This window comes from Roseixanthobacter finlandensis (genome assembly GCF_043195105.2).
GTDB lineage: Bacteria > Pseudomonadota > Alphaproteobacteria > Rhizobiales > Xanthobacteraceae > NCEH01.
Map to the genome: position 1 here is coordinate 4,468,728 of NZ_CM195536.1, position 14,185 is coordinate 4,482,912.

15 protein-coding genes are annotated in these 14,185 nt (G+C 66.2%); 7 read left to right on the forward strand and 8 right to left on the reverse strand.

Translation table 11 applies throughout. The annotated features are described in order from the left end of the window. Both V5G24_RS20860 and V5G24_RS20865 read right to left on the reverse strand, forming a co-directional pair. Positions 1-1,488 carry an aldehyde dehydrogenase family protein gene (locus V5G24_RS20860; RefSeq protein ID WP_394083667.1) on the reverse strand — a complete coding sequence of 496 codons (1,488 nt, stop codon included), beginning with the start codon at positions 1,486-1,488 and terminating at the stop codon, positions 1-3. 81 nt (positions 1,489-1,569) lie between these two features. Further along, on the reverse strand, positions 1,570-2,235 hold the full coding sequence (locus V5G24_RS20865) for a GntR family transcriptional regulator (RefSeq protein ID WP_394083665.1): 666 nt from the start codon (positions 2,233-2,235) through the stop codon (positions 1,570-1,572). A gap of 141 nt (positions 2,236-2,376) precedes the next feature. On the opposite strand from V5G24_RS20865, the gene V5G24_RS20870 reads away from it, so the two are divergent. The 5 genes from V5G24_RS20870 (at position 2,377) to V5G24_RS20890 (ending at position 8,036) form a co-directional block, all read left to right on the forward strand. Then, entirely contained in the window at positions 2,377-3,207 is an 831-nt protein-coding gene (locus tag V5G24_RS20870; RefSeq protein WP_394083663.1) for an enoyl-CoA hydratase/isomerase family protein, read from the forward strand. 114 nt (positions 3,208-3,321) lie between these two features. Then, positions 3,322-4,524: an ABC transporter substrate-binding protein gene (locus V5G24_RS20875; RefSeq protein WP_394083661.1), complete on the forward strand. Its 1,203-nt coding sequence runs from the start codon at positions 3,322-3,324 to the stop codon at positions 4,522-4,524. Between the two features lie 27 nt (positions 4,525-4,551). Then, a complete protein-coding gene (mmsB, locus tag V5G24_RS20880) occupies positions 4,552-5,460 on the forward strand; it encodes a 3-hydroxyisobutyrate dehydrogenase (protein WP_394083659.1) in 909 nt (302 codons plus the stop codon). A gap of 60 nt (positions 5,461-5,520) precedes the next feature. Further along, the gene (locus tag V5G24_RS20885) at positions 5,521-6,501 is read left to right on the forward strand and encodes a quinone oxidoreductase family protein (RefSeq protein ID WP_394083657.1); all 981 of its coding nucleotides are present in this window, start codon (positions 5,521-5,523) and stop codon (positions 6,499-6,501) included. 8 nt (positions 6,502-6,509) lie between these two features. Further along, positions 6,510-8,036, forward strand: coding sequence for an AMP-binding protein (locus V5G24_RS20890; protein ID WP_394083655.1), 1,527 nt, complete (start codon positions 6,510-6,512; stop codon positions 8,034-8,036). A 232-nt stretch (positions 8,037-8,268) separates the two neighbouring features. Here the strand turns inward: V5G24_RS20890 and V5G24_RS20895 are convergent, their stop codons facing one another. Beyond that, positions 8,269-9,762 carry a carboxypeptidase M32 gene (locus tag V5G24_RS20895; RefSeq protein WP_394083653.1) on the reverse strand — a complete coding sequence of 498 codons (1,494 nt, stop codon included), beginning with the start codon at positions 9,760-9,762 and terminating at the stop codon, positions 8,269-8,271. Between the two features lie 10 nt (positions 9,763-9,772). After that, entirely contained in the window at positions 9,773-10,081 is a 309-nt protein-coding gene (locus V5G24_RS20900; protein ID WP_394083651.1) for a hypothetical protein, read from the reverse strand. Here V5G24_RS20900 and V5G24_RS20905 point away from each other — a divergent pair. Both V5G24_RS20905 and V5G24_RS20910 read left to right on the forward strand, forming a co-directional pair. Further along, entirely contained in the window at positions 10,080-10,292 is a 213-nt protein-coding gene (locus tag V5G24_RS20905) for a cold-shock protein (protein WP_348847587.1), read from the forward strand. The two genes, V5G24_RS20900 and V5G24_RS20905, sit on opposite strands and share 2 nt — an antisense overlap. A gap of 207 nt (positions 10,293-10,499) precedes the next feature. Continuing rightward, on the forward strand, positions 10,500-10,637 hold the full coding sequence (locus V5G24_RS20910) for a hypothetical protein (RefSeq protein WP_348847588.1): 138 nt from the start codon (positions 10,500-10,502) through the stop codon (positions 10,635-10,637). Positions 10,638-10,675: 38 nt separating this feature from the next. Here the strand turns inward: V5G24_RS20910 and V5G24_RS20915 are convergent, their stop codons facing one another. The 4 genes from V5G24_RS20915 to V5G24_RS20930 are packed head-to-tail and all read right to left on the reverse strand — an operon-like array spanning position 10,676 to position 14,174. Further along, positions 10,676-11,203: a DUF5943 domain-containing protein gene (locus V5G24_RS20915; protein ID WP_394083649.1), complete on the reverse strand. Its 528-nt coding sequence runs from the start codon at positions 11,201-11,203 to the stop codon at positions 10,676-10,678. Positions 11,204-11,247: 44 nt separating this feature from the next. Continuing rightward, complete coding sequence (locus tag V5G24_RS20920) at positions 11,248-12,222, reverse strand: dipeptidase (RefSeq protein ID WP_394083647.1); 975 nt, start codon at positions 12,220-12,222, stop codon at positions 11,248-11,250. A gap of 55 nt (positions 12,223-12,277) precedes the next feature. Continuing rightward, complete coding sequence (locus V5G24_RS20925) at positions 12,278-13,339, reverse strand: ABC transporter ATP-binding protein (RefSeq protein ID WP_394083645.1); 1,062 nt, start codon at positions 13,337-13,339, stop codon at positions 12,278-12,280. Between the two features lie 28 nt (positions 13,340-13,367). Then, complete coding sequence (locus tag V5G24_RS20930; protein WP_394083643.1) at positions 13,368-14,174, reverse strand: ABC transporter permease; 807 nt, start codon at positions 14,172-14,174, stop codon at positions 13,368-13,370. Positions 14,175-14,185: the final 11 nt, after the last annotated feature.

Below are 14,185 nucleotides of genomic sequence, written 5' to 3' on the forward strand. Positions count from 1 at the left end.
TCAGCGGGTCAGGTTCACCGTGATGTTCTTGCTCTGAGTAAAGCTGTCCAGCATGGCGGAGAGAGAAAATTCCCGGCCAAGCCCGCTTTGCTTGTATCCGCCATAGGAATGCCCCGGCAATTGCCCGGCGCCCTGGTTGATCTGCACCCATCCGGCTTCCACATCGCGGGCGGTGCGCAGCGCCTTGCCTATGTCGTGGGTCCAGATATAGGCGGCAAGGCCGTAATGGCTGTCGTTGGCCATCTTGACGACCTCGGCCTCGTCCTCCCACGGGATGGCGACAAGCACCGGCCCGAAGATTTCCTCACGCGCCAGCCGCCAGTCGTTTTCCGCCTGGGCGAAGGCAGTGGGGCGCATGTAATAGCCTTCGCTCAGCGGCCCCTCGGTATCCGGCAGCCCGCCCATGACAAGGCGCGAGCCCTTCTGGCGCAAGCCTTCCTCCACATAGCCGCGCACCTTGGTGAACTGCTTTTCATTGATGATGGCGCCGATGTCGGTCTCCTCCGCCAGAGGGTCGCCGAGGCGCAGCTTCGAAGCCTTGTCGGCCAGGCGTTCGAGAAAACCGTCATAGATGGAGCGATGCAGGAACAGCCGCGAACCGGCGGTGCAGGACTGGCTCTGCCGGGTGAAGCGCATGGCGGCGATGATGCCGTCCACCACCCAATCCTCGTCCGCATCGGGGAAGACGATGGACGGGCTCTTCCCCCCAAGCTCCAGGGAAACCGGAAGAATCCGCTTCGCGGCGGCCTCCATCACCAGCTTGCCGACGGCGGTGGAGCCGGTGAAGGAGAGCTTCGCCACGAGGGGATGGTTGATCAGCGGCGCGCCGCATTCGGCACCCGTGCCGGTGAGCATGTTGACCACGCCGGGCGGCAGATGCTCGGCGCAGATTTCGGCCAGCATCAGCACCGCCAGCGGGGCGTCCTCGGCGGTCTTCATGACCATGGTATTGCCCGCGCAAAGCGCCGGGGCAATCTTCACCGCGGCCAGCAAAAACGGGGCATTCCAAGGGATTACGGCGGCAACGACGCCGAGCGGCTCGTGCTGTGTGTAGCTGAGCAAATCGTCGGAGAAGGGCAAGGTCTCGCCCTTCAGCTCGCCCGAAAGTCCGCCGAAATAGCGGAACATCTCGGCCGCCGCCTTGGTCTCCGGCCGAGCCTGGGTGCGCAAGGCGTTGCCGGTCTCGGTGGCGATGGCGATGGCGATTTCCTCGTGCCTGGCATCGATGCCGTCGGCGATCTTGATCAGCATCCGGCCCCGCTCACGCGGCGGGACCTTGCGCCAGGATGCGAATGATTCCAATGCCTTGGCGACCGCGAGATCGACGTCGGCGGCGCCGCCCCGGGGCACTTCGGCGAAGATTTCGCGCCGGGCGGGGTTCTCAACGGTGAGGGTCTGGCCCGATTTTGCCCAGACCCAATCGCCGCCGATCAGCATGGGGTGGCGCTGAAGCTGCGCGCCGGTGAGGGTCTTTTCGCCCGTATTCATATGGTCCTCCCTTGAATTGCGAAGCTTGCGCCCCGCTCCGACGTGACGCCGGATTTCCACGGTTTTACAAAGCCTTGGCGCTCAACCCGGTTCCCACGCGCGGGGCATCTGAGCGACGAGATCGGCGAACACACGCCCGCCGGTGGTAATATGCTCATGCATCACGCGATTGGCGGTGGCGCCGTCGCCGCGCAGGATGGCGTCCACGATCTGCGCGTGATCGGCATGGGATTGTTCGATGCGGCCCGGTTTCTGGAATGGATAGCGGCGGTATACGCGCAGCCGCGCACGCATATCCTTGATGTTGAACTCAAGGTATTCGTTGCATGTTCCGCGGTAAATTCGTTCATGTAACCGGGTATTCGCCAGATCGTATGCGGATGAATCTCCGTTCGCTACGAATTCGGCGCTTTCCGCATGAATTTCGGCGAGCACCCTGCGATCCTCGGGCGGCATCCGGCTCGCCGCCAGCTTGGCGGCCATGCCCTCCATCTCGGTCATGACCTCGAACATGGAGACCACCTGCTCGACGCTCAGCACGGTGACGGTAGCGCCGCGCCGCTGGCGCAGATCGACCAGGCCGAGGGAGGCGAGCTGGATCAGCGCCTCACGCACCGGGGTCTTCGACACGCCGAACCGCTCCGAGAGGGGCCGCTCCTCCAGCCGCGCGCCGGGAGGCAGGGCACCGGACTCGATCTCGCCCCGAATCCATTTCGCGATCTCGCCGGTCCGGTTGATCTTCTGCACTGCGGGTTCGCCCCTCACGTCGCGTCGTCCTTGCGTGTTGTCTCGCCCGCCCCGCTTCGATGCAAGGCGGATATTCCAGAGAGCAACCTACATATTTTTTTTAGATTGACTGATATTTTTTTTGAAATCAAAAATGAGGCAATGACCGACACCAACGGGCAACGACCCGCCTCCCCTCTTCCCGGCCACAGTGACGACGGCAGCCCGCCGCGCCTCTCCATTTCGGGGGCGAAAGCGTGCATCCACCTCAATCGTCCGCGCCAGCACAATCGCTTCCAAAGCGAGGATCTTGCCCATCTGGCCGCGCTGCTGGATGCGGTGGAGCAGGACCCGCGGGTTCGGGTGCTGCTGTTCACTGCCGGCGGGCCGAGCTTCAGCGCCGGCTTCGACATCGGCGGCTTCGAGGCCGGCGGTGCCTCCCGGCCCGACGCCTTCGGCGAGCTGTGCGACCGGGTGGAGGCGGTGCGGATCCCGACCATCTGCGCGGTGAACGGAGGCATCTATGGCGGCGCCACGGATTTTGCCCTGGCATGCGACATCCGCATCGCGGTGGAGGGCGCGCGCATGATGATGCCGCCCGCGCGGCTGGGCATCGAATATTATTACGGCGGCCTGCGCCGCTATGTGGAGCGGCTCGGCCCAGCCGCGGCCAAGCTGCTGATCCTCACCGGCGAACCCATCGACGCGCAGGCGATGTTGCGCATCGGCTTCGTGCAGGAGCTGGTGACGCCAGACGCCCTGATGGCGCGGGCGGATGCGCTCGCCACCGCCTGCGCGGACCGTGCGCCCGGCGCGCTGCGGGGCCTGAAGGCCTCGCTCGACGCACTGGCGCAGGGCAAGGCCGATCCGGCCCAGATCCAGGCCCGCTTCGAGGCGAGCCTGTCCTCGGCCGAAGCGCGGGAGGGCCTGCGCGCCTGGGCGGAAAAGCGCCCGCCCCACTTCGCGGATGTGGCGCCCGCGACCTCGGACTGACCGGGGCGCTACGACAACGGAACACGCCGCGCGGTCCGCAAGAGACCGGCCGGCAAAGGGTGGAAACGAAACGGGCGGACCCTCGTCACGCTCGAAAAACTGGGAGGATGAACCATGCGCCTTGGATTGATCGCCGGGCTCGCAGCGACGTCGCTGCTTGCCCTCACCGCGGCCCAGGCCGCCGACGGCCCGGTCCGCATCGGCGTGCTGAACGACCAGTCGGGTCTCTACAGCGAGTTCGGCGGCGTCGGCTCTGTTGAGGCCGCGAAGATGGCGGTCGAGGATTTCGGCGGCAAGGTCCTCGGACGGCCGATCGAAATTCTCTCCGCCGACCATCAGAACAAGACCGACGTCGGGGCCGCCACGGCCCGCAAATGGTTCGACGAGGAGAATGTCCTCGCCATCGCCGATCTGACCAATTCGGCGGTCGCGCTGGCGGTGCAGGGCATGGCCAAGGAGCGCGGCAGGATCACGCTCGCCTCCGGCCCCGCCACCACGCGCCTCACCAATGAGGATTGCTCCCCCACCGGCTTCCACTGGCCGTGGGACACCTATTCCCAGGCCGTGGGCACGGCGCGCGCGGTGCTCCAGGATGGCGGCAAGAGCTGGTATCTCGTTGTGGTGGATTATGCGTTCGGCCACCAGATGTCGGCCGACATTTCAAAGACCGTCGCCGCCGGCGGCGGCACGGTGGTGGGCCAGGTGCGCTATCCCACCGGGGCGGCGGATTTCTCCTCCTTCCTGCTCCAGGCGCAGGGTTCCAAGGCGCAGATCATCGGCCTCGCAAACGGCGGCATGGACACCATCAATTCCATCAAGCAAGCGGCGGAATTCGGCATCACCGACGGCGGCCAGCGCCTGGTGGGCCTCGCCATCATGATCAGCGACGTGAACGCCCTCGGCCTCAAGGCCGCCAAGGGGCTGATCGCCACCACCGCCTATTATTGGGACCGCAACGACGCCAGCCGCGCCTTCGGCGCGCGCTATATGAAGAAGACCGGCCGCATGCCGGACATGATCCAGGCCGGCGTCTATTCGTCCGTCCTGCATTATCTCAAGGCCATGCAGGCGGCCAATTCCGATGACGGCAAGGTGGTCGCCGAGAAGATGCGCGAGATGCCGGTGAACGATTTCTTCGTCACCAACGGCAAGGTCCGCGCCGACGGCCGCATGGAGCACGACATGTATCTGATCCAGGTGAAGGATCCGAGCGAGTCCAAATATCCCTGGGATTATTACAAGATCCTGCGCACCATTCCCGCCGCCGAGGCCACCATGCCGCTGTCGGAGAGCAAGTGCCCGCTGGTCAAGAAGTGAGCCGGAACGGCCATAGAGGGAGTTGAAATGCCAAACGTCACCTTCATCGGGCTCGGCAATATGGGCCGGCCCATGAGCGCCAACCTCATCAAGGCCGGCCATGCGGTCACCGGCTTCGATCTCTCGCAAGCCGCCCGCGACGCCCTGGTGGCGGCGGGCGGGCGGGCCGCCAGCAGCATCGCGGAAGCGGTCGCCGGCGCCGATGCGATCGTCACCATGGTGCCCACGGGCAAGCATGTGCGCACGGTCTACGAGGGGCCGGGCGGCATCCTCGCCACCGCCCCCAAGGGGGCGATCCTGATCGACAGCTCCACCATCGACGTGGACAGCGCGCGGGCGGTCGGCGCGGCGGCGGCCGCCGCAGGCTTCGAGATGGTGGACGCTCCGGTCTCCGGCGCGGTGCCGGCGGCGGAGGCCGGCCGGCTCACCTTCATGGTGGGCGGCACCAAGGCGGCCTATGCGCGCGCCCTGCCGATCCTGGAAGGCATGGGCGCCAATTTCTTCCATGTGGGCGATAGCGGCCTCGGCCAGGCGCTGAAGATCTGCAACAACATGATGGCCGGCATGAGCATGGTGGCCATCAGCGAGGTCTTCACGCTGGCGGAAAAGCTCGGGCTCGATAATCAGACCGTCTATGACGTGATGACCAAGTCCTCGGGCAATTGCTGGGCGCTGCAATCCTATTGCCCGGTGCCCGGCCCGGTCCCGACCTCGCCGGCCAATCGCGATTATGACCCCGGCTTCACGGTGGCCATGATGCTGAAGGACATGCGGCTGTCGCAGCAGGAAGCAGGCGCGGGGGGCGCCGCGACGCCTTTGGCGGGCGCCGCCGCCGCGCTCTATCAGACCCTGGTCGCCGCCGGCCATGGGGATCGCGACTTCTCTTATGTGTTCACCCTGCTTTCGGGCCGCATGACGGGGCCGCAGAAGAGCTGACCGGACCCGCCGCATCCCGTGCGGATGCGGCGTTTCCATTGCGAACCGGAGCAAGGCGAGATGAACAAGGCGATCCGCGTCCATGAGGCCGGCGGCCCCGACGTGCTGAGGCTGGAAGATGTGGAGATTGCCGCGCCCGGCGCCGGGGAGGTGCTGCTGAAACACACCGCCATCGGCGTCAATCTGGTGGACACCTACCACCGCTCCGTCACCTCCGGCCAATATGCCATTCCCCGGCCCGCCATCCTGGGCGTGGAGGCGGCGGGCATCGTCGAAGAGGTGGGGCCGGACGTCACCGCGCTGAAGGTCGGCGACCGCATCGCCTATTGGAACGTGCTCGGCGCCTATGCGGAGCGGCGCATCCTGCCCGCCTGGCGAGCCCTGAAGATCCCCGACGGGATCGACGACAAAACCGCCGCGGCGGCCCTGCTGAAGGGCGCGACCGCTTTCTATCTCATCCACCGCATCTATCCCGTGAAGGCCGGCGACACGATCCTGGTGCATGCGGCCGCCGGCGGGGTGGGGCGCATCCTGTGCCAATGGGCGGCCCATCTCGGCGCGAAGGTCATCGGCACCGTCGGGTCCGCCGCAAAGGCCGAGATCGCTCGCGCCTCCGGCTGCGCCCATGTGGTGGTGACCGGCGAACAGGATTTCGTCGCCGAAGCGCGCGCCTTCACCCATGGCGCGGGGGTGGATGCGGTATTCGATTCCATCGGCCGCGATACGTTCGACCGCTCGCTCGATACGCTGCGGCCGCTCGGCATGATGGTGAATTTCGGCCAGGCGAGCGGCCCCGTGCCGCCGCTCGATATCAGCGTGCTCGCGCAGAAGGGCTCGCTGTTTCTCGCCAAGCCGACGCTCGCCACCTTCGTGAAGGATCGCGAAAGCATCCTTGCCTTGGCGCAGGGCGTGTTCGGGGCCTTGCTGTCGGGTGCGATCAAGGTGGAGATCGGGTTGAGCGCGCCGCTGGCGGAGGCTGCGCACGTGCATCGCGAACTGGAGGCGCGACGCACCACCGGCTCCATCGTGCTCGTGCCGTGAGCGCCGGAATGTCCATGAATCTCCATGATTTCCTCTTTCCCCCCGCGCTCCCCGGCACGGCGACCGCGCTGACCATCCGCGCAGGCGATGTCTGGAGCCGCGCGCGCCTCGCGGATTTAGCCGGGCGCATTGCGGCGGTGCTGCGCGCGGCCGGCGTTTCCCCCGGCGACCGGGTGGCCGCGCAGGTGGAAAAAAGCGCGCCGGCGGTGGCGCTCTATCTCGCGTGCCTGAAGGCGGGGGCGATCTATCTGCCGCTTAACACCGCCTATACGCCGCACGAGATGGCGGCCTTCCTCGGCGATGCCGAACCGGCGGCGTTCGTTGGCCAGCCCCAGGCCATGGCGGCGCTCGCGCCCCACCTGCCGGTGGAATGTGCCCGCTTCACGCTCGATGCGGCAGGCGGCGGCAGCCTGAGCGACGCGGCGGAAGCGCAATTTCCCCTGGTGGAAAGCGTGCCGTGCGGACGCGAGGATCTCGCCGCCATCCTCTACACCTCCGGCACCACGGGCCGCGCCAAGGGCGCCATGATTACCCATGGCAATCTCATCCATGCCGCCGAAGCACTGAATGGCTTATGGGGCATCACGGGCGACGACGTGCTGCTGCATGCGCTGCCGGTGTTCCATGCCCACGGCCTGTTCATCGCCATCAATTGCGCGCTCTCCGCCGGCGCGCCCATGTGGTTCCTGCCGAAATTCGCGGTGGACCCGGTGATCGAGCTTTTGCCGCGTTCCACCCTCTTCATGGGCGTGCCGACGCTCTACACGCGCCTGCTGGGCGATCCTCGGCTGACACGCGATCTGTGCGGGCACATGCGCCTGTTCACCAGCGGCTCGGCCCCGCTCTCCGGCGCCACATTCGATGCGTTCCGCGACCGCACCGGCCATGCGATCCTGGAGCGCTACGGCACCACCGAGACCGCGATCATCGCCTCCAACCCGCTGGTCGGCGCGCGCATCCAGGGCACGGTCGGCTTTGCCGTTCCGGGCGTGGACGTGCGCATCTTCGGCGAATTAGGCCAAGAGATGCCGCGCGGCGACGTGGGCGAAGTGGTGCTGCGCGGACCCAATGTGTTCGCCGGCTATTGGCGCATGCCGGAACAAAGCGAGGAGGCCTTCACCCCGGACGGCTTCTTCCGCACCGGCGATCTCGCCCGCATGGACGAAGACGGCCGCATCACCATCGTCGGACGGGCGAAGGATCTCATCATCTCCGGCGGCTACAATGTCTATCCGCGCGAGGTGGAAGCCGCCCTCGCCCGGCTCGACGGGGTGGAGGATTGCGCGGTGATCGGCGTGCCTCATCCCGATTTCGGCGAGGGCGTGATCGCCATCGTGGAGCGCACGCCCGGCCGCCCGGCGCCCGACCCGGCGGTGCTGCTTTCGGGCCTGTCCGCCGAGCTTGCGCGCTATAAACTGCCCAAGCACGTGATCGTGCAGGACACCTTGCCCCGCAACGCCATGGGCAAGGTGCAGAAGACCGAGCTGCGCCGGATCCATGCCGATATCTTCCAAGGCGGCGGCGCCGCAGGCTGATCCTGCCCGTTCTGCGCCCGGCCTGACCGGTGCCTCACGCGTGCTTTTTCTTTCATGGCCGGGCTCGTCCCGGCCATCCACGCCGGGCCGACCGCGCGGACCTTGAAAAGCCGGAGCCAGCGGTGCCGCGTGGATGCACGGGACAAGCCCGTGCATGACGGCGCTGTGATGGAATCGCGCCGGACCAGGAATGGCGATGGCGCTCGCGCTTTCGCCCAGGCGCCGCAAGGCTCTACCCCTCGCTGGCGTAGCGGCGGATGAGGTGGGACTTGAAGACCGCGGCATCCAGCGGCCGGCCGGTGGCACGGGTCAGCAATTCGTCGGTCTCATAAAGCGAGCCCTGGCTGTGGATGTTGGCCCGCAGCCATGCCACCAGCGGCGCGAAATCGCCGGTGGCGATGCCGGGCAGGATGTCCCCATCGGCCTTGCAGGCGGCGTCGAACACCTGCGCCGCCGTCATGGCGCCCAGCGTATAGGTGGGGAAATAGCCCCAGCCGCCGCTCGGCCAATGGATATCCTGCAGGCAACCCAGGCGATCGTCCGGCGGGGTCACGCCAAGCAGCTCCTGCATGCCCGCATTCCAGGCGGCGGGCAGCTCGGACAAGGGCATGGTGTCGGCGATCAGCGCCTTTTCCAGGCGATAGCGCAGGATGACATGGGCGGGATAGGTCACCTCGTCCGCATCGACGCGGATGAAGCCGCGCTCCACGCGGGTATAGCGCCGCCACAGGGCATCCGCCTCCCAGGCCGGCCCGCTGCCGCCGAAGGCCGCGCGCAGGATGGGCGCGGCATAGCCGATGAACTCGCGCGAGCGGCAGGCCTGCATCTCCATCAGCAAAGACTGGCTCTCGTGCACGCTCATGCCGCGCGCCATGGACACCGGCTGGCTGAGATAGGCCTGCGGGCGGCCCTGCTCATAGAGCGCATGGCCGGTCTCGTGCATTACGCCCATGAGGGCGCTGGCGAAATCGGCCTCGTTGTAGCGGGTGGTGATGCGCACATCATTGTCGGCGCCGCCGCAAAAGGGATGGGTGGAGACATCAAGCCGCCCGCGTTCGAAATCAAACCCCACGACCGCCATCATCTTGAGGCCCAGCGCCCGCTGCGCCTCCACCGGGAACGGGCCTTCCAGCGCCCGGTCGGCGGGGCGGCGCGCCTGGATCGCCAGAACATCGTCGGTGAAGGCGGGCAGGAAATCGGCGAGATCGTCGAACAGCGCGTCGATGCGGCTGGAATGCCCACCGGGCTCGTAATCGTTCAAGAGCGCGTCATAGGCGGACAGGCCGAGCCTTTCGCCCTTGGCGCGGCCGACCTCGCGCTGGAGCTTCAGCACCTCTGCGAGGTAAGGCAGAAGCGCCTTGAAATCGGCATCGGCGCGGGCCTGGCGCCACGCCATCTCGCAGGCCGAGACCGCCTTGCTGGAAGCTTCCACTAGATCCGGCGGCAGCGCGGTTTCCACGGTCCAGATGCGGCGGATCTCGCGCAGATTGGCCCGCTCCCAGGCGCCGAGCGCGTTGTCGGCTTCGGCACCGTCCAGCCAGTCGCCGATGCGCGCGTCGGTCACCATGCCGTGGCGCAGCACCTGGAGCAGCGCCATGCTCTCGGACCTCGTGGCGGAGGCGCCCTTCGGCATCATGGCCGAGGTATCCCATTGCAGGATGCCGACGGCGTTGGACAAAGCGCTGATTCGGTCGAAATGGGCGGAGAGATCGGAATAAGCGGTCATCACACGGTCCTCAGCCGCGCAGTTCCATGCGCGTCGCATCCTGATAACCCACTTTCGCGCCAATCTCGACCGGCGCCGTACTCGCCGGGTCTCCTGCCAGAGCTCGGCGGGCGAGCGACGCATTGATTTTTTCATCGCCCTTGTGTTTTCCCGCCGAGGGTCTATATTCAGCTGGTCGATAGACAGCCAGATGACTTGGCTTTGCGCCGATTAAATTCCGCGCCGAACTAAAACTCTTCTTGCCTGAAAATGCGATTTCGACAGCACGCGACCTTTGGCGCGGGCCAGCAACACTATGTTTATGAAGAGGGATTCCCATGTCTACGGGAACCGTGAAGTGGTTTAACGCTCAAAAGGGCTTCGGATTCATCGCGCCCGACGATGGCGGCAGCGATGCCTTCGTGCATATCAGCGCCGTCGAGCGCTCGGGTCTCGGCGACCTTCAGGAAGGCCAGAAGGTCGGCTTCGAGCTCGTCCCCGACCGCAAGAGCGGCAAGATGTCCGCCGACAAGCTCACGATTCTGGACTGATTGCAGCGTGGCTCGGCGCGGTTCTGCCCGCCGACCGACGTTTCGCGGATGAGAAGACGCCGACCACGGATGTACTGGCGGCTCTTCGTTTCCTCCGCGACCGCATGATGCCTGAAAAGGCGCTCCGCGCCTTACGGCCCCGCACCTTATCCAAGGTCGCGGGGCTTTTTTCGCTCCGACACGCGTTTGAAAACGCAGGAGACCCCCATGGCCAAGTCCCAGAAACGCAGCAGCCGGGAAGTCCGCAAGCCCAAGGCCGTGAAAGTCGCCGCCCCGGCCGCGACCGGCAGCCTGATGACGAAGGGCCTGCTGACCCCCGTCACCATGCCGAAGAAGAAGGGCTGACGCCGCTCCGTCTTGACGCCCGCGCCGCGCGGGCGCTCTCACGCCGCCGGCGTCACTTCGAACAGGCAGAATGCGTGCCCCTCGGCGACGCATTGCACCTCGCGCGCTGCGAGCATGCGGGGCGCGCCCTGTTGCGCGCACACGAATTCCAGCGCCCCCGCCAGCCAGGGCGCGAACATGTAGCAGAGCTTGCGCCCCGCCCCGCGCGTCTCGTCCGTGACGAACGAGGAATGGTCGAGCCGGATGCTCGCCGTGCCCGCCGCGGGGTCGATGGCGAGGATGGAGAACCGTCCCCATCCGCGCTGCGACAGGCGCTTCATGTAATGGGCGAACACGTCCACCCCTTCCAGGCCATAGACCTCGCTCTGCTTTTTGCACCACACATAGGCCGAGGTGTGCCCGGCCGGCGCCAAGGCGGCGTCGAACGCCTCCTCCCCCAGCGCCGCCTCGATGGCGAAATGGTTGTTATTGTAGAAATGCTGGGGCACCAGGATCATGGGCATCTGGTCCACGAACCAGCGCCCGGTGTCCGGGTCCACCTCGATTTCGATGTCCGGCTTGGCCATATCTCGTCTCATTCGGTTCGCGGCGGGAGGGTGCGGCGCGGGGCTCATTTGCCCCACACATCCTTCAGCAATTGCAGCCAGTTGCGGCCCATCACCTTCTCGATGCGCGACGTGCTCCAGCCGCGCTGCTCCATGGCGGCGGTGAGGTTCGGAAAATCGCCGATCTCGCGGAAGCCTTCCGGATTGATCACGGCGCCGAAGTCGGTGAGCTTGCGGCCGAACCCCTTGTCGTGGGTGATCCAGTCGAAGAACGGCTTGCCATAGCCCTGGGTGAAATCGGTGCCCACGCCCACGATATCCTCGCCGGCGATGTTGATGATGTATTCCATCGCCTCCACATAATCGCCCACGCTCGCCTCCGGCCCCTTCTTCAGGAAGGGCGGGAACATGGTGACGCCGATGAAGCCGCCCTTGTCCGCAATGAAGCGCAATTGTGCGTCGCTCTTGTTGCGCTTGTGTTCCTTCAGGCCCGACGGCAGGCAATGGGAATAGGCAACGCGCTGCTTGGACGCGAGAATCACGTCTTCCGAGGTCTTTGGCCCCACATGGGAGAGATCGCACAGGATGCCGAGCCGGTTCATCTCGGCCACCACGTCATGGCCGAAATCGGAAAGGCCGCTGTCGGTGCCCTCATAGCAGCCGGAACCCACCCAGTTCTGGGTGTTGTACGTCATCTGGATGATGCGCACGCCGAGTTCCTGAAACAGCTCCAGATACTCGATATGGTCCTCGATGCCGGAGGTGTTCTGCCAGCCGAGGATGATGCCGGTCTTGTTCTCGGCCTTGGCGCGCAGGATATCGTCCGTGGTATAGACCTGGGTGATGATGTCGGCGTTCGCGCGGAAGCTTTGCTTCCATTTCGCGATATTGCGCATGGTCTCGGTGAAATTTTCCCACACGCAACAGGTGCAATTGGCGGCCGTCAGCCCGCCTTTGCGCATGTCCTCGAACACCGGCCGGTCGAAATCGGAGATGATGAGCCCGTCGATGACGACGAGCGAGTCGTGAAGCTGGGACACGATGGGCTTCCTTGTGGGCTTATGCGCTGAAACGAAACGGGAATGTTCGTGGGGTCTAAAGCGGCACCAGGACGCCCGCCTCGGGGCGCCAGGACATCTGCACCCGCTCCCCGGCTGCGAGCGGCGCGGGGCCGCCCACCGCGGGCGAGGGGCGGCGGGCGATCACAATGAGGCCGCTCGCGGTCTTCAGCCGGTAGTCGATGACAAGGCCGCGATAGGTGGCAAGGTCCACCTGCGCGAACAAGGCGTTGCGGGCGAGCGGATCGCCGGCGTTGAGGCTCACGCTTTCCGGCCGCACGGCGATGGCGAAATCGCCTGCGGCCGGGCTTGCGGCGGGCACCGCCACCACCTCGCCAGTGGCGAGGCGGAACCGGTCCGAACCTTCGCTCCGGCCCTGGAGCAGATTGGTCACGCCCATGAATTCGGCGACGAAATGGGAGCGCGGATGGGCGAACACCTCGTCCGGCGTGCCCTGCTGCTCGATGCGGCCGGCGCGCATCACCACCACCCGGTCGGCCACCGAGAGCGCCTCGTCCTGGTCGTGGGTGACGAAGATGGTGGTGATGCCAAGCGAATGCTGGATCTCGCGGATTTCCAGCTTCATATCGTTGCGCAATTGGGCGTCGAGATTGGAGAGCGGCTCGTCCAGCAGCAGAACGTCCGGCTCGATCACCAAAGCGCGCGCCAGCGCCACGCGCTGCTGCTGGCCACCGGACAATTGCTTGGGCAGGCGCTCGGAAAGATGGCCGAGGCGCACCCGCTCCAGCGCCACCTTCACCTTGCCGGCGATATCCGCCTTCGGCAGCTTGCGCATCTCCAGCCCGAAGGCGACGTTCTGCGCCACCGTCATGTGCGGGAACAGGGCGTAATTCTGGAACCCGAACCCCATGTTGCGCTTGGCCGGCGGCAGGCGGGTGAGATCGCGCCCGCCCACCGTGATGCGCCCTTCGCTCACCGGCACGAAGCCCGCGATCATGCGCAGGATCGTGGTCTTGCCGCAGCCGGAGGGGCCGAGCAGCGCCACCAGCTCACCCTGGCGAATGGTCAGCGAAACATTGTCCACGGCGAGCATGCTCTCGTAGCGCTTGACGATGGAGTGGAGGACGACGTCGGACATGGCTCACCCGTTTCGTTCGCGGCGCTCTTCAGAAGGCGCGGGCCAAGCGTGCGTAGCGGTCGCTGACCAGCAGCAGCGCGCCGATGATGAGGATTTGCACCGCGGCAACCGCGGCAACCGTGGAATCGAGATTCCATTCCAGATAGGAGACCAGCGCGATCTGAAGCGTCGTGCGGCCCGGCCCGACGAGAAAGATCGACTTCTCCAGATCGATGAAGGAAATCACGAAGGAGAACAGCGCCGCCGCCACCAGCGCCGGCTTGATCAGCGGCAGCGTCACGCGGAAGAACACGGTGAGCGGCCCCGCGCCGAGGGACGCCGCCGCCTCCTCGAACGAACGGTTCGTACCGGCGAGCGAGGCCGTGACCAGCCGCACCGTCCACGGCAAGGCGATCAGCCCGTGGGCCACCAGAAGCCCGGGCAAGGTGCCGGCAACTTCCACGTCGAACAGGACTTCCAGCTCGATGAAGGCCATGAACAGCGCCGCGCCGCCGACGATGCCCGGCACGATCATGGGCGCGAGCAAGAGCGTCTGGATCGCATCCCGCCCCGGAAAGCGGTAGCGCACCAAGGCGAGGCTCGCCGGCACGCCGAGGACGAGCGAGATCACGACGGCGCACAGCGCGGTCTGAACGCTGGTGATGAAGCCGTCGCGGAACGCATCCTGCGCCCAGGCGCGGGCATACCAGGAGAGCGTGTAGCCGGTGGGCGGAAAGGAGAGGATCTTGTTGGCGAAGAAGCTCACCCACACGATCGCCACCAGCGGCAGCACCACGAAGGCCAGCACCAGCGCGGAGAGCGCGGCATAGATGCGGTTGACGGCGATCGGTCCCATGTCGGTTTTCT